This is a genomic window from Pseudomonas sp. FEN (genome assembly GCF_904067045.1).
Lineage (GTDB): Bacteria > Pseudomonadota > Gammaproteobacteria > Pseudomonadales > Pseudomonadaceae > Aquipseudomonas.
In genome coordinates, this window is record NZ_CAJFDC010000010.1 from 611,265 (window position 1) to 629,964 (window position 18,700).

Genomic DNA, 18,700 nt, shown 5'->3' on the forward strand with positions numbered 1-18,700 from the left:
GGTCGGCCCGGCTGGTATAGCGGGCCGTTTTGGGTTCTCGAACGAGGCGCGCTCCATGGCTTTTACCCTTGAACTGGAAGAGTGGGTCGGCAGTGTCTGGCATCGCTTCATCACCCGCCGCGCCAGCGTGGATTTCCCCGAGGCGCGGGTCGAGCTGGCCCAGCGGCAACGTGGCCTGGCGCTGTTGTTTCGTGCCATGGGCGGGGTCGGCCGGGGACTGGAAACGGTCTGCGAGCGGGACCTGTTGTTGCGCCGCAGCCTGTTGCAACAGATCGCCGGGACCTGCCGGCAAGTGCCGCTGGCCTGCTGCGACGCCGATAACCTGCGCCTGCCGGCGAGCCTCGCGGTGTTCCCCGAGGCCGGACTGAATGAGGAACTCTATCGCTGGCTGGCGTTGCTGGCGGCGCAGTCCGGGCCGATGCGGCACTGGGGCCGGGACAATCAGCGCTGGACGCAAGTGTTGTTGCAGCGTTATCCAGCGCTGGTGCCGCGTTACCGGCGGCTGGTCGCGGCGCACCTGCAACTGCGTCCGGATCCCGCCTCCTTGAAGCCGGCCGAGGCCGCCCTGGAACGGGCCCTGTGCCAGGCTTTGCGCGAGCCGGGCAGTGTCGCGGTGTTTCCCCGCAGCGAGCGGGCGGCCTGGCCGTTACCGTTGTGGCTGTACCCGCCGCTGCATCTGGCCAGCCCGCAGGCCGCCGATCTCGACGACTCGCCGGAGTCCTTGCCGGCCTCTCCCGGCGAGCAGGAGGGCGGGCGCAAGCGCGCCACCCGGATTGATGACAGTAGCCGCGAGGGCGGGCTGCTGATCGTAAGGCTGGAGAATCTGTTCAGTTGGACCGAGCATGTCGATCTGGATCGCTGGTCGGACGACAGCGAAGACCCGGATGCGGCCAGGGTCGCCTCCGACCTGGATGAACTGAGCCTGTCGCGTACTCGGCTGCGCAAGGGCGGCGGACTTAAACTGCACCTGGACCTGCCGCCGGCGGATGTCGACGACATTCCGCTGGGCGAGGGCATCAAGTTGCCGGAGTGGGATTACCGCAAAGGTTGCCTGCAGGACGATTTCGTCAATCTGCAAATGTTCGTGCCACGCGATTGCCAGGCCCAGCCGCTACCGTTGCGCCTGCGGCCGGCGGCGCAGCGTTTGCGCCGGCAGTTCGAGCACCTGCGCCCCGAGCGTCAGTGGTTGCGTCAGCAGCCCCAGGGTACGGAGCTGGATATGCAGGCCTGGCTGGATTTTTACGTCGAGCGCGAGCACGGTCGTTGTGCCGAGCGAGGTTTGTTCAAGGAGCAGCGCCAGACCCATCGGGACCTGGCGTGCCTGTTGCTGGCCGATATCTCGATGTCCACTGACGCGCACCTGAACGACCAGCATCGGGTGATCGAGGTGATCCGCGACAGCCTGCTGCTGTTTGCTGAAACGCTGTCGGTGCTGGGCGACGAATTTGCCTTGTACGGGTTTTCCTCGCTGCGCCGCCAGCACGTGCGCCTGCAGGAACTCAAGGCGTTCAAGCAAGGCTATGACGACCACACGCGCGGGCGTATCCAGGCGCTCAAGCCGGGTTACTACACGCGCATGGGCGCGGCGATTCGCCAGGCCACCCGTCTGCTGAGCGGCTGCAAGCGCCGGCGCAAGCTGTTGCTGTTGCTGACCGATGGCAAACCCAATGACCTGGATCTCTACGAGGGCCGCTACGGTGTCGAGGACACCCGCCAGGCGGTACTGGAAGCCCGGCGCCAGGGCCTGACCCCGTTCTGTATCACCATCGATCGCGAAGCCGGGGCTTACCTGCCGTACATGTTCGGCGCCAATGGTTACACGCTGATCCGCCAGCCGGAGCAATTGCCCCTGCGCTTGCCGCAGCTGTATCGGCAGTTGACCCAGCCATGAGGCGTTCGTTCGGTTTATGGAATGCTGCGTGGCAGCCAGAAGAACATGATCACGCAGAAGATCGTCAGGCCGATGCAGAACCCTTTGAAGCGCCGCAGCCGGCGTGCTTCGGCCTGCGCCGCCAGGGCCGGCAGCGGCATGCCGCAGCGCTGGCATTCGCTTTCTCCGGCCGGGTTGGGATGCTGGCAGTACAGGCAGACGGGCATGGCCTTCATTCGAATTGTTCCAGGCGCGGACGATCCAGGATGACGATCTGGCGACCGTCCTGGGTGATGATTTTCTCATCGATCAGGCGGCGGATGATCCGCGAGAAGGTTTCCGGCTGGATCGACAGGTGTCCGGCGATCAGTTGCTTGGCCATCGGCAGTTCGAACTGATAGTTGACGGGCTGCAGGCGCACCAGTTGCGTCAGTAGATAACGCACCACCCGGTGAGTGGCGTTCTTCAGCGACAGGGTTTCGATTTCGTTGACCCGTTGGTGCAGGCGCACACAGAGTTTGCCGAGCAGGGCGAACGTCAGGCGGCTGTTGCCCTGGAGCAAGCGCATGTAGGTGCTGTTGGACAAGCGATAGAGTTGGCACGGACCGACGGCTTCGGCCGAGGCCACATAGTTCGGGGTGTCCATCAGCATCATCGCCTCGGCGAAAGTCTGTCGTGGACCGATGACCTCGAACACCTTCTCCTGGCCGTCCGGAGTCAGGCGGTAGATCTTCACCGCGCCGGCAATCACGAAGTAGAAGGCGTCGGCCGGCTCGCCCTGGCGGAACAGCGGTTCACCCTTGTCGATGCTGAGCAAATGGCTGGAAGCCATCAACTCATCCATCTCTTGGTCACTCAATGGTTCGAACAAGTGGTGGCTGCGTAGAATCTGGTGATGGACGCGGTGGAGCACCATGGCAATTCATCCTGATAGTGGAAAGGGAGGTGTCGTCCCCTCAGACGAGGCCGAGCGAGATACCGCTGGCAATGGCGATGACCGAACCCAGGACAACAAACCAGGCCAGTGGCTGGATAACTGCTTTCATGATGACTCCGGTTGTTCGAGAGGGACTTGACGGTGTGCTGGTTGAGCAAGACCCGGGCCAGCGGCCGGGTCCCAATGCCGTTCAGTCAAGGACACAGGACATTGAAAACGTCACGGAACCCTGTGGGAGCGGAGCTTGCCCGCGAAGTTTTTAGCGGTCTCAAGGGCGCCTTCGCGAGCAAGCTCTGCTCCCACGGGGACCGTGTTCGGCCTTCACTGAACGGCACTTCGCCGAACCCATGGCTATTGAATATTCAGCTTCAAGGTTAAAAATACCCTTTCTATTGGGGTATAAATAACCATCTAATGGTTGTTTTTACCCGATCCGCGGGCGCCGACAATCGGTGCTGTAGCCTGCTTCCGGCGGGATGCACCGCACTATCACTGGCTGGCGTGGTTGCCTCCGGTTCGGGGCACGGCCCTTGCACTGCCATGTCTGGCAGCGGCTGGGTAGGTTACCCAGGCGCTCCCCGGCAAGCTTGATCTATGACAACCGCAAGGGTATGCGGACAACTGATGATGCCCGGGGACCTCATTCGCCGCGTGCGGCCTCGTGTCAGGTCGGCGGCAAGGTAAAGGAGTGGTTTCATGCAAGTACTTGACCGTCGTACAGCGTTGGCGATCACGCCGCTGTTGCGTCTGGCCTTCCGCCCGTTTTTCCTGGCCGGCTGTTGCCTGGCGTTGCTGGCGGTGCCGCTCTGGCTGGTGGCCCTGAGCGGTGCCGGCGGCGGCTGGCAACCGGCGGGGGGCTGGCTGGCGTGGCATCGGCACGAATTGTTGTTCGGCTTTGGCCTGGCAATTGTCGCCGGCTTTTTGCTGACCGCGGTACAGACCTGGACCGGTCAACCTGGCCTCAGCGGCAAGCCGCTGGCGGCACTGGCCTTGCTCTGGCTGGTGGCGCGCCTGGCCTGGTTGGCGAATCTGCCCTGGCCGTTGCTGGCGCCGCTGGAGCTGGCGTTTCCCCTGGCGGTGGCCGTGCTGATGGGAACCACGCTGTGGAAGGTGCGGCAGAAACGCAACTACCCGATTGTCCTGGTGCTGCTGCTGTTGGCCGGCGCCGACGGCCTCTCGGTATATGGCCTGGTGCCTGGTCACGAAGGCTGGCAGCGGCAGGCCGTGCTGACCGGCATCTGGCTGGTGGCGGCGATGATGGGCCTGATCGGTGGTCGGGTCATTCCGTTTTTCATCCAGCGCGGTCTGGGCCGGGTCGAGGGCGTTGCCCCCTGGCCCTGGCTCGATCGCCTGTTGCTGGCCGGTTCCGCGCTGGCGGCACTGTTGTATGCCAGCGGGCCCGCGCTCTTCGCCAATCCCTGGGTCGGCCTGCTGTTTGGCGGGTTGGCGGTGGGGCATCTGCTGCGCCTGCTGCGCTGGCATGACCGCGGACTTTGGCGCGTGCCGCTGCTATGGTCACTGTACCTGGCTTACGGCTGGTTGGCGCTGGCTTGCCTGGGCATGGCTGTGTGGCACTTCGGCATGCCGTTGAATCCCAGCCTGGCGGTGCATTGCCTGACCATAGGGGCGATGGCCGGATTGATCCTGGCGATGATCGCGCGGGTCAGCCTCGGGCATACCGGTCGGGCGCTGGAGCCTCCGGCCGGCATGACCCTGGCGTTCATCCTGGTCAATCTGGCGTGTTTCAGTCGGGTCGTGCTGGTGCTGTTCCTGCCACTGGCCGGGTTGTGGCTGGCGGGGCTGTGCTGGGTCCTGGCGTTTGCCCTGTATGCCTGGCGCTACGGCCCGATGCTGCTGCGTGCCCGGGTCGACGGGCATCCGGGATGAGTCGGTTGGGCGGAGGAGGTGGGCAATGATCTATCCCTGGTTACTGGTTACCCATTTGCTGGCGGCCATCGCTTTTATCGGCACGCTGTTTTTCGAGGTGTGCATCTGGCATGCGGCGCGCCGGCAATTGACCGAGGGCACGCAGGCGAGCGCCGACCAAGCCATCGCGGTGCGCTCGCGCAAGGTCCTGCATGGCGTGGTGTTGCTGTTGTACGGCGCCGGCATCGGCCTGGCCTGGCAGCATCGGGGCGCCTTGAGTCATCCCCTGGACAGTAGCTTTGCCAGCTTGTTGAGCCTGAAGATCACCCTGGCCCTGAGCATCGTCGGGCATTACCTGTTGTTGGCCTACTGGCTGCAACGGGCACGGCTGACGGCACGCCGGGCGGACTGGATCCGGCGCAGTATTCTCGGACACATGGTGTTGATCGTGATCCTGGCCAAGGCCATGTTCTATTGGCACGGCTGAGTCGCGACCCGCCGCGCGAGCAAGAAAAAACCCGCGGCCGCCATCTGGCGGTTGCGGGTTCGCTTGCTGGGTGGGGCTCAGTGGGCAGGGTTCAGGGCGCTGACGAAGAGGATGTTGTTTTCCAGGTGGATGTGCTGCATCAGGTCATCGCGAAATTCCAGCAGTCCGCGATACAGGGCGCGCCAGGTGTTACAGGCCTCGGCGGGCGGGGTGATGTTGTCGGTCAGGGCCAGCAGGATTTCCAGGGCCGCGCCATGTTGATCGTGTTCCAGGCGCAGCACCTGGATCGGCGGGGCGGTCTGGCGACCGAGGCCGCGCTGCAGCATCGGGAAGAGCACCTGCTCCTCCTTGAGCATGTGCCCTTCGAGTTCCTGTTGCATGTCGTGCAGGTGGTCGGCCAGGCCGTTCGGGCAATTGTCGCGGGCACCGTGGACCTGCTCGACGCGCCGCGCCAGGCGGATCAGCTCTGGCAGTTGTTCGCGGTGCCGGGCGTGATAGCGCTCGAGGATATGCGCGATCAGCAGGTCCTCGGGTTCGTTGCGCCAGTCATGCTGGCTCGCGCCGCTGTCCTGCAGGTCGTGCAGGGCGTCGGCAATCAGCAATGGGTCGAGGTGTTTGCCCAGGGCCGCTTCGCGCAGGGTTTTCTGCCCGCCGCAACAGAAGTCCAGGTTGAAGTGATGGAAAATCCGCGTGGCGCCAGGAATATCGCATGCCAGTTGGCCGAGGCTTTGTTCGAGAAGTGTCTGGCTCATCAGGGTTCCTTCGTGGGGTTTCAGGGGTTCCCTCGGCTTGTTGCATCCGGCATGCCAGCTATAACCGATTGAAAGTACTGGATTATTTTTTTGTTGTGGTGATGATGACCCTGATGCGTCAGGGTGAATAAAACCATAAGGGGTAATGACTACCATGCTGCGTGAAAGTCTGGCGGCCGACCTGATCGTCGAGTTGCCCAACGCCGTGCGCTTGCAACGACTGGTGCAGACCCTGCGCGAGTACTTCAACAGTGGCGCCGTGGGCCTGCTGCGCCTGGATGACGACAGCCTCAGGCCGGTAGCGACGGTGGGGCTGGTGCACGAAGCCTTGGGGCGGCGCTTTGTGATTGCCCAGCATCCGCGCCTGGCGGCGATCATGGCGTCACGCGAGCCGACCTGGTTCGAGCCCGACAGCCGTCTGCCGGACCCCTATGACGGGCTGCTCGACAATGCGGTCAACGAACCCCTGGCGGTGCATGACTGCATGGGCGTGAGCCTGTATGTGGAAGGGCGGGTCTGGGGCGCGATCACCCTGGATGCATTGCAGCCCGGCACCTTCGATCGCCAGGCGCGGGATGAGCTCAAGCGTTGCACCTTGCAGATCGAGGCTGCCGTGCGGGTCACCCGTCTCGAACAGGAAAACCGCAGCCTGCGCTTGTCCCGCAGCGATCCCCGGGACCTGCGGATGCCGGTCGAGGAGGGCGAGATCCTCGGGCGGAGCGAAGTCCTGCATCAATTGCTCAACGAGCTGGACGTATTGGCCGACTCCGACTTGCCGGTGTTGCTGCTGGGCGAGACCGGAGTCGGCAAGGAATTGTTCGCCCGCCGCCTGCACCGTCTGTCCCGGCGCAGTCGCAAGCCGCTGATTCAGGTCAACTGCGCGGCCTTGCCGGAGTCCCTGGCCGAGAGTGAGTTGTTCGGGCACGTCAAAGGGGCGTTTTCCGGGGCGACCAGCGACCGTGCCGGGCGTTTCGATGCCGCCAATGGTGGCACGCTGTTTCTCGACGAGGTCGGCGAGCTGCCCTTGAGCGTACAGGCCAAGTTGTTGCGCACCCTGCAAAACGGCGAGATCCAGCGCCTGGGCGCGGACAAGCCGCTGCATGTGGATGTGCGCATTATCGCCGCGACCAACCGGCATCTGCCGGACAGCATTCGCGACGGGCTGTTTCGCGCCGACCTCTACCACCGGCTGTCGGTGTACCCGGTGCCGATTCCACCGCTGCGCGAACGCGGCAACGATGTGCTGCTGCTGGCCGGGCATTTTCTCGAACTCAATCGCACCCGGCTCGGCCTGCGCGGTCTGCGCCTGTCGCTGGCGGCCGAGCGCGCGCTGCTGGCCTACCACTGGCCGGGCAATATACGCGAGCTGGAACATGTGATCAGCCGCGCCGCGCTGAAACAGCTCAGTCGTGGCGGCAGTCGCGGCCTGATCAGTACGCTGGAGCCGGAAATACTCGATCTCGACAGCACCCTGGGCGCGGCGCAGACGCTGAATCGGTTGCCCCCGGAGGTGAACCGCGACCTGCCGTTCCAGTCCCTGGGTGAAGCCATTGACGATTGTCAGCGACAGAAAGTCCTCCAGGCCTTGAGTCTGGCCGGGAACAACTGGGCCAGCGCCGCCCGGCTGCTGGCGGTCGATTCCAGCAATCTGCACAAACTGGCCCGGCGCCTGGGCCTCAAGTAGGGACCGAGCGAGGCTCGCTGTTGATGACGGTCAAGGTGTTGGCGCGCGCGGTCTCGCAGACTGTGCGCAACCCTTACCGGAGATCACCCGCATGCCTCTTTCCCTGGCTCAGATGCGCCGTAACTACACCCTGGACGGTCTGCCGGACGCGACGGCACCGGATGATCCATTGCTGCTGTTCCGCCAGTGGATGCAACAGGCCCGCGACACCGAGCAGGCACCGGTCGAAGCCAACAGCATGTGCCTGGCAACGGTCGACGCGCAGGGCCGGCCGCATTGTCGGGTGTTGCTGCTCAAAGGCTTCAGCGAGGCCGGCTTTACCTTCTTCGGCCATTACCAGAGCGCCAAGGGCCAGGACCTGGCGGCCAACCCCCATGCCGCCATGACCTTCTTCTGGCCGGGGCTGGAGCGTCAGGTGCGGATCGAAGGCCCGGTCTGCCGGTTGGACCCGCAGCTGTCCGATGCCTACTTCGACTCACGTTCCATGGCCAGTCGTCTTGGCGCCTGGGCCTCACCGCAAAGCCAGCCACTGGCCGACCGGGCGCAATTGGAAGCGCTGCTGGCGCAAACGGTCGAGCGCTTCGCCGAGCAGTCGCCGCCGCGTCCCGAGCAGTGGGGCGGTTACTGCCTGCAACCGGAACGCCTGGAGTTCTGGCAGGGACGTGCCGACCGCCTGCACGATCGTCTGGATTACCGGCTGCACGACGGCGTCTGGACGCATGGCCGCCTGGCGCCGTGAGCCGTGCTGCCAGTCGAGGTACCTCCTTGGAGGAATAGGTTCACACACTGTTTCGGTTCAGGCTTGGGCCGATATTTATCTACAGGAAGGCTGGATATGGCCCATCTGACGCAACGCACCTTTGCACCACTGAACATCGCCGTGCTGACTATCAGCGATACGCGCACCCTGGCCACCGACACCTCGGGGCAGACCCTCAGCGACTTGCTGCAAACCGCCGGGCATGTACTGATCGATCGTGCGCTGGTCCAGGACGATATTTATCAGATCCGCGCCAAACTCTCGCACTGGATCGCCGATCCCGAGGTCCAGGTGGTGTTGACCACCGGTGGTACCGGCTTCACCCCGCGCGACAATACGCCGCAAGCGGTGCAGCCGCTGCTGGACAAACAGGTGGATGGTTTCGGCGAATTGTTCCGCCAGGTGTCCCTGGCGGAAATCGGCATGTCCAGCCTGCAGTCACGGGCGCTCGCCGGGATGAGCAACGGCGTGCTGGTGTGCTGCGTGCCGGGCTCGCCGGGTGCCTGCCGCACCGCCTGGAACAGCATCCTGGTCGAACAACTGGACAGCCGTACCGGCCCGTGCAATTTCGCGCCGCACCTCAAGCCGCAGGCGCAGCGGGTGATCGAGGCTTGCGAGGTGCGCTCATGAGCGGCCGGGTCTGCGACAGTGGTCACCTGACGCCGGTGGACCAGGCGATCGCTCATCTGCTGGACCAGGCGCCACCACCACCAGCGGTGCAGACGGTTCCTCTGGATCAGGCCTTGGGGCGGGTGCTCGCACAGGACCTGATGGCGCCGCTGAGCCTGCCCGGCTGGAACAACAGCGCCATGGACGGTTATGCCTGCTGTGCCGCCGACCTGCCGCCGGGAGGCGGCTGGCTGACCCTGGGCGGGCGGATTGCCGCCGGGCAAGCGGCGGCGGCGCCCTTGCTGCCACGGCAGGTGGCGCGGATCTTTACCGGGGCGCCGTTGCCGCCGGGGGCCGACACCGTGGTGCCGCAGGAGCATTGTCGGGCCAACGAGGGGCTGGTCTGGTTGCCGTCGGTCGCTGCCGGCGAGCATGTGCGCAAGGAAGGCGAGGAGGTTTGTCGGGGGCAATTGCTGCTGAGCGCCGGCAAACGCTTGCGGGCCCAGGAGCTGGGGTTGCTGGCGGCTGTCGGCATCGCCCGGGTCGAGGTCTATCGACCGTTGCGGGTGTGTCTGCTGAGCAGTGGCGACGAGTTGCGCGAGCCCGGTCAGCTTCTGGCGCCAGGGCAGATCTACAACAGCAATCGCTATTGTCTGTCGGCGTTGCTGCGCGGTTGGGGCGTGGAGGTGCATGACTACGGGGTCATGGCCGACCAGTTGGCCGCCAGCCGGGACGCCTTGAGCCTGGCCTCTTCGGAATGCGATCTGCTGCTGACCTCGGGCGGGGTTTCGGTGGGCGAGGAAGATCATCTCAAGCAGGCGATCGAGGCGCTCGGCAGCCTGGATTTCTGGCGCCTGGCAATCCAGCCGGGCAAGCCGCTGGCCTTTGGCGAAGTGGCCGGCAAGCCTTGGTTCGGCCTGCCAGGCAATCCCTCGGCGGCGTTGATTACCGCCCTGGTGGTGCTGCGGCCGTTCCTGCTCAGGGCCCAGGGCGTGAGCGAGGTACTGCCTCGGCCACTGGCCTTGCCGGCCGGTTTCGACTGGCCGCAGCGTAACAAGCGGCGGCAGTATCTGCGGGCCAAACTGGTGCCCAGGGCCGATGGCCAGCTGTGGCTGGAACTGCACCCGCAGCAGAGCTCGGCGATGCTGAGCGCGGCCTGTTGGGCCGACGGCCTGGCAGTGGTGGAGTGTGAGCAGCAGGTGCGCCAGCACGACCTGGTCAGTTTCCTGCCCTTCGCCGAGCTGATGCATTGATGGCAATTGATTGCCGTCAAGGCCGTGGCTGCCGGTCTCGCTAGACTGGCAGCGCATTGTCGATCGCCCCGGGCCTGCTGGCGACACGCAGTGCACACGGGGCCAGACAAGTTCTTTCATGAGGATTACCCATGCAACTGGTCTGCCCGGCAGGAAACCTGCCTGCGCTGAAAGCGGCCGTGCGCGAAGGCGCCGATGCCGTCTACGTCGGCTTTCGCGATGACACCAACGCCCGGCATTTCGCCGGCTTGAACATGGACGACAAACAGTTCGACGCGGCGGTCGCGCATATTCGCCAACATCAACGCAAACTCTATGTCGCGGTCAATACCTACCCGCAGCCCAAGGGCTGGGAGCGCTGGCAGCGTGCGGTGGATCGTGCCGCCGACCTGGGCGTGGACGCACTGATCGCCGCTGATCCGGGGGTCTTGAGTTACGCCAGCCAACGTCATCCGCAACTGCCCCTGCACTTGTCGGTGCAGGGCTCGGCGACTCATGCCGGCGCGCTGGCGTTCTACGCCCAGCGCTACAACATTCGCCGCGCCGTGCTGCCCCGGGTGCTGTCGTTGGCCCAGGTGCGCCAGGTCGCGGCCAGCAGTTCGGTGCCCATCGAAGTCTTCGGCTTCGGCAGTTTGTGCATCATGGCCGAAGGGCGCTGCCACCTGTCTTCCTACATTACCGGCGAGTCGCCGAACCTGTGCGGCGTCTGTTCGCCGGCCAAGGCGGTGCGCTGGAGCGACGATGCCGAGGGTTTGAGCGCACGCCTGAGTGAAGTCCTGATCGACCGCTATACCCCCGACGAGCCGGCCGGCTATCCGACCTTGTGCAAAGGCCGGTTCCTGGTCGAGGGCAAGCGCTTCCACGCCCTGGAAGAGCCCACCAGCCTCGACACCCTGGACCTGTTGCCGGAACTCGCGGCGATCGGTGTCGCCGCGGTGAAGATCGAAGGCCGCCAACGCAGCCCGGCGTATGTCGAGCAGGTCACCCGGGTCTGGCGCGCCGCGCTGGATGCCTATCGCGCCCAGCCCCACGGCTTTGCGGTCAAGGACCAGTGGCGCCAGGCGCTGGCCGGTTTGTCCGAAGGCAGCCAGACCACTCTGGGTGCTTATCATCGAGCCTGGCAATGAGGGACTGGAAATGAAGCTCAGCCTGGGACCCGTGCTGTTTTACTGGGACAAAACGCAATTGGGGCAGTTTTACTCCGAGATGTCGGCCTTGCCCCTGGATGTGATCTACCTGGGGGAAACCGTGTGTTCGAAACGCCGGGCCTTTTCCCTCGATCAATGGTTGGGCCTGGGACGCGAGTTGCAAAGCTGCTCCCAGGCGCAACTGGTGCTGTCGAGCCTGACCCTGATCGAGGCCGCGTCGGAATTCTCCAGCCTGCGGCGCCTGTGCGACAACGGCGAGTTGCTGGTGGAAGCCAACGATATGGGCGCGGTGCAGTTTCTCGCCGAACGCCAGCTGCCCTTCGTCGCTGGCCCGGCGCTGAACCTGTACAACGGGCATGCCCTTGGGCAGTTGCTCGATTGCGGGATGATCCGCTGGGTACCACCGGTGGAGTGTTCGGCGGCGCTGATCCGCGCGGTGCTCGACCAGGTGCGCGAACTGGGCCGGGCGCTGCCGGAAGTCGAAGTCTTTGCCTATGGGCATTTGCCCCTGGCCTATTCGGCGCGCTGTTTCACCGCCCGCGCGCAAAACCGACCCAAGGACGACTGCCAGTTCTGCTGCATCGAATACCCTGATGGCCTGGCGTTGAGCAGTCAGGAAGGCCAGCCGCTGTTCACCCTCAACGGCATTCAGACCATGTCGGCCGAGGTCACCAATCTATTGGCCGATTATGCCGGGCTGGTCGCCTGCGGTGCCGATCTGTTACGCCTGAGCCCTCGGGCGCAGGGCATGGCCGAGGTGATCGCGGCCTATCAGCGGGTCCGCCAGGGCGAGACGCCACCGTTGTTTGTGGACGGCTGCAACGGCTATTGGCATGGCCAGGCGGGGATGTTGCGTGTCGAGGAGGTGGGCCTGTGTTGAATCGGAAAAAGTGGCTGTTGCGCGGTGCCGACCGCTTGCTGCCGTTGGTCCGCCGGGTGCCGTTCGGGCTGCAACGGCTGGCCTTGCAGCAGGGGCTCAACCGCTGTTTCGCCGAGCCGTTGAGTGAGGGTCGGTTCGACCTGTTGCGCGGCCGCTGGTTGTGCCTGCGGGTGCCCGATCTGGGGCTGACCTGGTACCTGACCCGAGGCCGCGAGGGCTTGCAGATTGCCGCGCGGGCCCGGGCCGATGTGACCATCAGCGGCAACTGGCGGGAGTTCCTGCTCCTGGCCAGTCGCCAGGAAGATCCGGACACGCTGTTCTTTCGTCGGCGCCTGGTCATCGAGGGCGACACCGAGCTGGGCTTGACCCTGAAGAACCTGATCGACAGCCTCGACCCCGAGGTCCTGCCGGCCTGGCTATGGCGCAACCTGGAACGTGCCGGGAAGGGCCTGGCGGCGGGCTGAGGCAGGTTTGAAGTGGTGGCGGGGGGCTTAACTGAGCGGCAGTGGGGCTGGCTGCCGGTCATGCTCAAGCAGTTGCCCGATCTCGGCAAACAGCTCCTCGGCCTGTGCCGGACTGCAATCTTCGCCGTAGCGTTTGCGCACGCCGTGCTGGCTGAGGATCAGGTGCATATCGGCTCGCAGGCCATGCTGTTGCAGACAGCTTTCGACGCATTGCAGCGGGCAGCCGTCCAGCGCCAGGATCCGTCGTCCCGAGCGGGCCTTGTTGACCAGCGCGGCGACATGCCCGCCGACTCCGACGATGCAGGACATTTCCGCGAGGCCCTCGCGATCCAGGCGCAGGGCCAGGGTGTTGGCCAGTTGGGCGACGTTGGAGCAACCTGAGCAGGAGTAAACCAGAGGCAAGGATGAAAGGGACATGAACGCTCTCCGCTGATGGACCCTCCCAGTGTGCGAGGCTGTCAGTTCCGCGCCTTGATTGCGATCAAGTCCGCTCGCGCCGGGGCTGCCGAGGGCCATGCGCTTCAGCCGGCGCCGCGCAGATGCTCCATGGCCCATACCGCCGCCTCGACCCGCGAGCGCAGGCCGAGTTTGTGCAGCAGGTTCTTCACGTGAACCTTGACCGTGCCTTCGGTAATGCCCAGCTTGTGGCCGATCACCTTGTTGCTCAAACCGCTGGCAATGGTCTTGAGTACCTGGCGCTCGCGCTCGGTCAGCTCGACCTCGACCTGGCGCGGTGGCGAGCGCAGGGCCTGGGCCATGACCCGGGTCAGGCCCGGGCTGACCACCAGGGTGCCGTTCAAGGCATCGCGGATGTACTGGATCAGCAACTCGGGCTCCATGTCCTTGAGCAGATAACCATCGGCATCCAGGCGCAGCGCATCGCGAATATCGTCTTCGGCGTCGGACACGGTGAACAGCAGGACTTTGCCCTGGTAGTTCATGGCGCGCAGGCAACGCAGGGTCTCGATGCCGTTCATCCGCGGCATGTTGTTGTCGAGCAGCACCAGGTCGGGTTGCAGCGGCTCGATCAGGGCCAGGGCTTCTTCGCCGTGACTGGCTTCGCCGACGATCTGGAAGTCGTCCTCCAGTTCGAGTATCTGGCGGATGCCATGGCGCATCATCGGATGGTCGTCGACCAGCAGGATCCGGTATTGCGGGGACAGTTTCATGTGAGGCTACCTTCTGTTTGCTGCCCGAGAAATTCCGGTCGGAATTCCATCTGGACCAGGGTGCCCTGGGGCACCCTGGAAAATATCTGGAACTGGCCATGCAGGCTGCGGGCGCGTTCCTTCATGATGTTCAGGCCGTGATGTTCGCGTTGGTCGACGCTGCCGCTGATGCCACGGCCATCGTCCTCGATCGACAGGCGCACGGTTTCGCCGTCCTGGCGCAGTTGCAGCCAGGCATTCTGCGCGTGGGCGTGGCGCAGGCAGTTGGATAGCGCCTCGCGAGTGATTTGCAGAATGTGGATCTGTTCGCTGGCGGACAGTTCGAAGGCCAGGCTGTCGACGTGCAGATGCACCTGGAAATCGCCTCGGCTGGAGAACTCCTCGGCCGTGTCCTGAAGTTCCTGCACCAGCCCGGCGTCATGAATCTGCAAGCGAAAGGTGGTCAGCAATTCGCGCAACTGGCGGTAGGCGTTGTTCAGCCCCTCGCGCAGTTCGGCGGTGACGGTTTCCAGGGTCGCCACCGGTTCGCCACGGCGCATCAGGGTCTGCATGCGGCTGACTTGCAGCTTCATGTAGGACAGCGCCTGGGCCAAGGAGTCGTGCAGTTCGCGGGCGATGATGGTGCGTTCTTCGAGCAGCAGCAGGCGATGGTCCTGTTCCCGTTGGCGCTTGAGCGAGAGCGAGGTGCCGATCAGGTTGGCCAGGGCCTGGATCAGCTTGGTTTCCCAGGCTTGCGGCGCGTGTCCGTCGACGAAGTGCGCCTTGAGCTCGCCCAGCTCGCTGCCCTGGTTGCTGATGCTGAAGGATTGCGGGTTGCCCTGGTGATGCTTCTGGCAGGTGGCGCAGTGACCGCCGGCACACACATCCCGGCTGTTGGCGCCATGCAGGACGAGCAGTTGCTGGGCCGGAGCCTGCAACCGGCCTTGCAGGCACAGCGACAGGCTCAAGCCGGGCAGACGCTGCTGGAAGCGCCGGATCAGCTCATCCAGCCCTTCGGCATTGGCCAGGCGCGTGGCCAGGCTGCGACTGCCTTGATAGAGCAGTTCCAGGGCGGCATTGGCCTGTTGCAGGTTCAGGGTCTTTTGCCGGACCTGGGTCTCCAGCGTGTGGTGGGACGCCTCGATGGTCTCGGCCATGGCGTTGAAGCTGGTGGCCAACTCTCCCAGCTCGTCCGTGGACTGGTGGTTGACCCGCGCCTGGAAGTCGCCGCGGCGAAAGCGCTGGGTGGCCTCCACCAGCTCTTTGAGCGGGGTGACCACGCTGTACTGCAGCTCGTACAGCCCCAGCAACAGGATGATCATGGTGGTGAACAGGGCCGCGCCTTGAATCACCTGTTGCCAGCCTTGTTTTTGCTCGCTCTGGCGTTGCAGGAGGCTGACAAACTGATTCAACTGTTCGACGAAGGGCTCGGCGCTGGCTTGAAACGTGCCGCTATCGCCCCGTTCGAGGGCCGGACGCAGCGTCTCGGTCCAGTTTTGCTGAATCTGTTGGTAATTGCCTTGCAGGTCGAAGTTCGTGCCGTCTTCCAGCACGGCCTTGAGCGACTGGCTGTTGAGGCGTTGTTGCAGGCTCTCGATAAGGTGGCCGATGTCTTCGTGGCTGGCGCCCGAGGCCAGTTTCCAGCTCAGGTGATAGGTTTCCATGCGCACCGAGCCGGCGGTGTTGATGGCGGCCGCATCGCCCTGGCTGAACCAGGCGATCAGCCCGGCGCTCAATGAACTGGCAAGGGCGAGTATGGCGATCAGGATCACCGCGAGCCCGGCGCGGGCGGGCAGGGAGCTGCGCAACCAGCGAATCACTTGCGTTGCCCCGGGGCAACGAGGGGAAAACCGGGCATATCGAACTCCAGGGCAGGGTTGGCAATGGTGTTGCTGCCGATCCCTGGCGTTCTACCTCTAAAGAGTTGTCGATCGTTCGATGCCAGCAAAAACTTCGCGGAACGAAGGCAAGAGGCTGATAAACAAAGGCTCTGGAGGGTTTTTCCGTCTACCTCTTTGGAGGTAGACGTCGCCAGCATAGGCCAGGAACCCCCAGGGCTTCGTTGATAAGGATCAAGTTTTTACGGGGTCCGCCTCTCTAGTCTGCCGCCATGGTTAACTGACTGGAGAGCGACATGACCCAACCGCGTGTACGACAAGGCCTGGTGCTGGGTATGAGCACGCTGGCCTTCACTGTGTGTTTCATGGTCTGGATGATGTTTGCCGTGCTCGGCGTGCCGATCAAGGAACTGCTCCAGCTCAACGAAACCCAATTCGGCCTGCTGGTCGCCACCCCGGTCCTGACCGGCTCGCTGGTTCGCTTGCCGCTGGGGCTGCTGACCGACCGGTTTGGTGGACGCATTGTGTTTTTCCTGTTGATGCTGTCCTGCGTGTTGCCGCTGTACCTGATCACCTACGCCAGCGCCTACTGGCAGTTCCTGGTCCTGGGGCTGTTCGTCGGCCTGGCCGGCGGGTCGTTTTCCGTCGGTATCGCCTATGTCGCCAAGTGGTTCGACCAGGACAACCAGGGCTTCGCCATGGGCATCTTCGGTGCAGGCAATGCCGGGTCCGCGCTGACCAAGTTTCTCGCCCCGGCGCTGATCGCCGCGGGTAGCTGGCACCTGGTGCCGAAAGTCTTCAGCGCGATCCTGTTCATCACCGCGTTGCTGTTCTGGTTTCTCACTGCCGAAAACAAGACGCACCGTAGTGCTTCGGGCATCCCTCTGCGCGAACAGCTTGCTTCACTGAAGGACCCGGCGGTCTGGCGCTACTGCCAGTACTACTCGATCGTCTTCGGCGGTTATGTCGCGCTGGCATTGTGGATGACCAAATACTACGTGCAGGAATACGGCTTCAGCCTGCAAAGCGCGGCGCTGCTGGCCGCCTGCTTTTCCCTGCCGGGCGGCGTGCTGCGCGCCGTCGGTGGCTGGATGTCGGATCGCTGGGGCGCGCAGAGCGTGACCTGGTGGGTGCTCTGGGTCAGTTGGATCTGCCTGTTCCTGCTGTCCTACCCGCAGACCCAACTGCAAGTGCAAACCATCAACGGCCCGCTGGATCTGCATATCGGCCTGAGCCCGACGCTGTTCACGGTGCTGCTGTTCGTCATGGGCATCGCCTTCGCCTTTGGCAAAGCCTCGGTTTTCAAATACATCGCCAACGACTACCCGAAAAACATGGGCGCGGTGTCCGGCATCGTCGGCCTGGCCGGTGGCTTGGGTGGCTTCGTCCTGCCGATTCTGTTCGGCGCGCTGGTGGACCTGACCGGCGTGCGCTCCTCCTGCTTCATGTTGATGTACGGCGTGGTCTGGGTCTCCCTGACCTGGATGTACTTCAGCGAAATGCGCCGTCGCCCGCTGTTGGGTAAACAGCCCGCGGTCGCCATTGCCCCGTTTTCCAGCATTGTCCAAGGAGACGAATATGTCCGTTCTACAAAAGCCTGACAGCGGCCCGGTCATTCATGACTGGCGCCCGGAGGACCCCGCGTTCTGGGGCCGTAGCGGCAAGAAAACAGCGACGCGCAACCTGTGGATTTCCATTCCCGCGCTGCTGTTGGCCTTTGCCGTGTGGATGGTCTGGAGCACGGTGATCGTGCGCTTGAACGCCATCGGCTTCAGCTTCACCACTGACCAACTGTTCTGGCTGGCGGCGTTGCCGGGGCTGTCCGGGGCCACCTTGCGGGTCTTCTACTCCTTTATGGTGCCGATCTTCGGCGGCCGCCGTTGGACCGCCCTGAGCACCGCATCGCTGCTGTTGCCGTCGATCTGGATGGGCTTCGCGGTGCAGGACCCGGGTACTTCCTACAATGTGTTCGTGCTGATTGCCTTGCTCTGCGGTTTTGGTGGCGGCAATTTCGCCTCGAGCATGTCCAACATCAGCTTCTTCTATCCAAAATCCCAGCAGGGCACGGCCCTGGGACTGAATGCCGGGTTGGGTAACCTGGGCGTTTCGGTGATGCAGTTCTGTGTGCCGCTGGTGATTTCCTTCGGCGTGTTCGGTGCCTTGGGCGGTGCGTCGCAAGCCTTGCCGGACGGTGGCCAGTTGTGGCTGCAGAACGCCGGGTTCATCTGGGTTCCCTTCATTATCGCGGTCACGCTGGCGGCCTGGTTCGGCATGAATGACTTGTCCAGTGCCAGGGCCTCGTTCAGCGAGCAGGCGGTGATCTTCAAACGCAAGCACAACTGGCTGATGTGCTGGTTGTACCTGGCGACCTTCGGCTCGTTCATCGGCTTTTCCGCGGCGTTTCCGCTGCTGATCAAGACCTCCTTCCCGGATGTCATCGCCTTGAAATTCGCCTTCCTCGGCCCGCTGGTCGGTGCGCTGGTACGCCCATTGGGTGGCTGGCTGGCGGACAAGCTCGGCGGCGCGAAGGTGACTCTGTGGAACTTCGTGGCGATGATCGTGATGGTGTTCGGCGTGTTGCACTTCCTGCCCCACGGCGGCGTGGGCGGCAACTTCTACGGCTACCTCGGCATGTTCATGCTGCTGTTCGTCACCACGGGGATCGGCAACGGTTCCACGTTCCGGATGATCCCGGTGATCTTCCGCACCCTGCATGAAAAACGCTCCGCCGGGCAAGCCCCCGCCGTCCGCGAACAGGCCCTGAAAGATGCCGGCAAGGAATCGGCCGCGGTCCTGGGCTTCAGTTCGGCTGTCGGCGCCTTCGGTGCGTTCTTCATTCCCAAATCCTTCGGCACTTCGATGGCCCAGACCGGCGGTCCGGAGATGGCCTTCTACATGTTCGTCGGCTTTTACCTGAGCTGCATCGTGGTGACCTGGTGGTGGTACGCGCGCAAAGGCGCCGCGACACCCTGCTGAGTCGACCCGAATCCAACCATTGCGTGGG

General features: G+C 64.1%; 18 protein-coding genes. 12 read left to right on the forward strand and 6 right to left on the reverse strand.

The features are described 5' to 3' along the window. Positions 1–55: 55 nt before the first annotated feature. Positions 56–1,891, forward strand: a complete 1,836-nt coding sequence (locus PFEN_RS11535; RefSeq protein WP_191486958.1) for a nitric oxide reductase activation protein NorD — start codon at positions 56–58, stop codon at positions 1,889–1,891. Between the two features lie 14 nt (positions 1,892–1,905). On the opposite strand, the gene PFEN_RS11540 is transcribed toward PFEN_RS11535, so the two are convergent. Next, on the reverse strand, positions 1,906–2,106 hold the full coding sequence (locus PFEN_RS11540) for a protein DnrP (protein ID WP_191486959.1): 201 nt from the start codon (positions 2,104–2,106) through the stop codon (positions 1,906–1,908). Further along, positions 2,103–2,786: a Crp/Fnr family transcriptional regulator gene (locus PFEN_RS11545; RefSeq protein ID WP_191486960.1), complete on the reverse strand. Its 684-nt coding sequence runs from the start codon at positions 2,784–2,786 to the stop codon at positions 2,103–2,105. Before PFEN_RS11545 ends, PFEN_RS11540 begins: the two co-directional genes overlap by 4 nt. Before the next feature lie 717 nt (positions 2,787–3,503). Between PFEN_RS11545 and PFEN_RS11550 the strand changes: the two genes are divergently transcribed. Together PFEN_RS11550 and PFEN_RS11555 are read left to right on the forward strand one after the other, a co-directional pair. After that, positions 3,504–4,694, forward strand: a complete 1,191-nt coding sequence (locus PFEN_RS11550) for an NnrS family protein (protein WP_191486961.1) — start codon at positions 3,504–3,506, stop codon at positions 4,692–4,694. 25 nt (positions 4,695–4,719) lie between these two features. Further along, a complete protein-coding gene (locus PFEN_RS11555; RefSeq protein ID WP_191486962.1) occupies positions 4,720–5,160 on the forward strand; it encodes a CopD family copper resistance protein in 441 nt (146 codons plus the stop codon). A 77-nt stretch (positions 5,161–5,237) separates the two neighbouring features. Here PFEN_RS11555 and ytfE read toward each other — a convergent pair whose 3' ends face one another. Then, positions 5,238–5,912 (reverse strand): iron-sulfur cluster repair protein YtfE, encoded by a 675-nt coding sequence (gene ytfE, locus PFEN_RS11560; RefSeq protein ID WP_191486963.1) that lies wholly within the window; start codon positions 5,910–5,912, stop codon positions 5,238–5,240. Between the two features lie 154 nt (positions 5,913–6,066). Here ytfE and norR point away from each other — a divergent pair, with 154 nt between their 5' ends. The 7 genes from norR (at position 6,067) to ubiT (ending at position 12,710) form a co-directional block, all read left to right on the forward strand. Next, on the forward strand, positions 6,067–7,596 hold the full coding sequence (norR, locus tag PFEN_RS11565) for a nitric oxide reductase transcriptional regulator NorR (RefSeq protein ID WP_191486964.1): 1,530 nt from the start codon (positions 6,067–6,069) through the stop codon (positions 7,594–7,596). Between the two features lie 91 nt (positions 7,597–7,687). Then, positions 7,688–8,335 carry a pyridoxamine 5'-phosphate oxidase gene (gene pdxH, locus PFEN_RS11570; RefSeq protein ID WP_191486965.1) on the forward strand — a complete coding sequence of 216 codons (648 nt, stop codon included), beginning with the start codon at positions 7,688–7,690 and terminating at the stop codon, positions 8,333–8,335. A 96-nt stretch (positions 8,336–8,431) separates the two neighbouring features. Beyond that, entirely contained in the window at positions 8,432–8,986 is a 555-nt protein-coding gene (gene moaB, locus PFEN_RS11575; protein ID WP_191486966.1) for a molybdenum cofactor biosynthesis protein B, read from the forward strand. Further along, on the forward strand, positions 8,983–10,218 hold the full coding sequence (glp, locus tag PFEN_RS11580) for a gephyrin-like molybdotransferase Glp (RefSeq protein WP_191486967.1): 1,236 nt from the start codon (positions 8,983–8,985) through the stop codon (positions 10,216–10,218). Before moaB ends, glp begins: the two co-directional genes overlap by 4 nt. A 131-nt stretch (positions 10,219–10,349) precedes the next feature. Further along, positions 10,350–11,345 (forward strand): ubiquinone anaerobic biosynthesis protein UbiU, encoded by a 996-nt coding sequence (ubiU, locus tag PFEN_RS11585; protein ID WP_191486968.1) that lies wholly within the window; start codon positions 10,350–10,352, stop codon positions 11,343–11,345. Between the two features lie 10 nt (positions 11,346–11,355). After that, entirely contained in the window at positions 11,356–12,246 is an 891-nt protein-coding gene (locus tag PFEN_RS11590; RefSeq protein ID WP_191486969.1) for a U32 family peptidase, read from the forward strand. Further along, positions 12,240–12,710 carry a ubiquinone anaerobic biosynthesis accessory factor UbiT gene (gene ubiT, locus PFEN_RS11595; RefSeq protein ID WP_191486970.1) on the forward strand — a complete coding sequence of 157 codons (471 nt, stop codon included), beginning with the start codon at positions 12,240–12,242 and terminating at the stop codon, positions 12,708–12,710. The genes PFEN_RS11590 and ubiT overlap by 7 nt, the downstream gene beginning before the upstream one ends. Before the next feature lie 27 nt (positions 12,711–12,737). Here the strand turns inward: ubiT and PFEN_RS11600 are convergent, their stop codons facing one another. The 3 genes from PFEN_RS11600 to PFEN_RS11610 all read right to left on the reverse strand — a co-directional run bounded on the left by PFEN_RS11600 (position 12,738) and on the right by PFEN_RS11610 (position 15,678). Further along, entirely contained in the window at positions 12,738–13,127 is a 390-nt protein-coding gene (locus tag PFEN_RS11600; protein WP_191486971.1) for a putative zinc-binding protein, read from the reverse strand. 104 nt (positions 13,128–13,231) lie between these two features. Beyond that, positions 13,232–13,879, reverse strand: coding sequence for a two-component system response regulator NarL (narL, locus tag PFEN_RS11605; protein ID WP_191486972.1), 648 nt, complete (start codon positions 13,877–13,879; stop codon positions 13,232–13,234). Then, the gene (locus tag PFEN_RS11610; protein ID WP_191486973.1) at positions 13,876–15,678 is read right to left on the reverse strand and encodes a HAMP domain-containing protein; all 1,803 of its coding nucleotides are present in this window, start codon (positions 15,676–15,678) and stop codon (positions 13,876–13,878) included. The genes narL and PFEN_RS11610 overlap by 4 nt, the downstream gene beginning before the upstream one ends. A 314-nt stretch (positions 15,679–15,992) precedes the next feature. Here PFEN_RS11610 and PFEN_RS11615 point away from each other — a divergent pair, with 314 nt between their 5' ends. Beyond that, positions 15,993–17,297: an MFS transporter gene (locus PFEN_RS11615; RefSeq protein ID WP_191486974.1), complete on the forward strand. Its 1,305-nt coding sequence runs from the start codon at positions 15,993–15,995 to the stop codon at positions 17,295–17,297. Continuing rightward, positions 17,275–18,672 carry a NarK family nitrate/nitrite MFS transporter gene (locus tag PFEN_RS11620; protein WP_191486975.1) on the forward strand — a complete coding sequence of 466 codons (1,398 nt, stop codon included), beginning with the start codon at positions 17,275–17,277 and terminating at the stop codon, positions 18,670–18,672. The genes PFEN_RS11615 and PFEN_RS11620 overlap by 23 nt, the downstream gene beginning before the upstream one ends. Positions 18,673–18,700 lie beyond the last annotated feature (28 nt).

Bases quoted from the DNA above. Each gene is read 5' to 3' on its own strand.
- ytfE (WP_191486963.1), bottom strand. From the start codon at position 5,912: ATGAGCCAGACACTTCTCGAACAAAGCCTCGGCCAACTGGCATGCGAT.
- pdxH (WP_191486965.1), top strand. From the start codon at position 7,688: ATGCCTCTTTCCCTGGCTCAGATGCGCCGTAACTACACCCTGGACGGT.
- PFEN_RS11620 (WP_191486975.1), top strand. From the start codon at position 17,275: ATGTCCGTTCTACAAAAGCCTGACAGCGGCCCGGTCATTCATGACTGG.
- PFEN_RS11615 (WP_191486974.1), top strand. From the start codon at position 15,993: ATGACCCAACCGCGTGTACGACAAGGCCTGGTGCTGGGTATGAGCACG.
- PFEN_RS11600 (WP_191486971.1), bottom strand. From the start codon at position 13,127: ATGTCCCTTTCATCCTTGCCTCTGGTTTACTCCTGCTCAGGTTGCTCC.
- glp (WP_191486967.1), top strand. From the start codon at position 8,983: ATGAGCGGCCGGGTCTGCGACAGTGGTCACCTGACGCCGGTGGACCAG.
- PFEN_RS11540 (WP_191486959.1), bottom strand. From the start codon at position 2,106: ATGAAGGCCATGCCCGTCTGCCTGTACTGCCAGCATCCCAACCCGGCC.
- ubiU (WP_191486968.1), top strand. From the start codon at position 10,350: ATGCAACTGGTCTGCCCGGCAGGAAACCTGCCTGCGCTGAAAGCGGCC.
- PFEN_RS11590 (WP_191486969.1), top strand. From the start codon at position 11,356: ATGAAGCTCAGCCTGGGACCCGTGCTGTTTTACTGGGACAAAACGCAA.
- norR (WP_191486964.1), top strand. From the start codon at position 6,067: ATGCTGCGTGAAAGTCTGGCGGCCGACCTGATCGTCGAGTTGCCCAAC.
- narL (WP_191486972.1), bottom strand. From the start codon at position 13,879: ATGAAACTGTCCCCGCAATACCGGATCCTGCTGGTCGACGACCATCCG.
- PFEN_RS11555 (WP_191486962.1), top strand. From the start codon at position 4,720: ATGATCTATCCCTGGTTACTGGTTACCCATTTGCTGGCGGCCATCGCT.
- PFEN_RS11545 (WP_191486960.1), bottom strand. From the start codon at position 2,786: ATGGTGCTCCACCGCGTCCATCACCAGATTCTACGCAGCCACCACTTG.
- moaB (WP_191486966.1), top strand. From the start codon at position 8,432: ATGGCCCATCTGACGCAACGCACCTTTGCACCACTGAACATCGCCGTG.
- PFEN_RS11535 (WP_191486958.1), top strand. From the start codon at position 56: ATGGCTTTTACCCTTGAACTGGAAGAGTGGGTCGGCAGTGTCTGGCAT.
- PFEN_RS11550 (WP_191486961.1), top strand. From the start codon at position 3,504: ATGCAAGTACTTGACCGTCGTACAGCGTTGGCGATCACGCCGCTGTTG.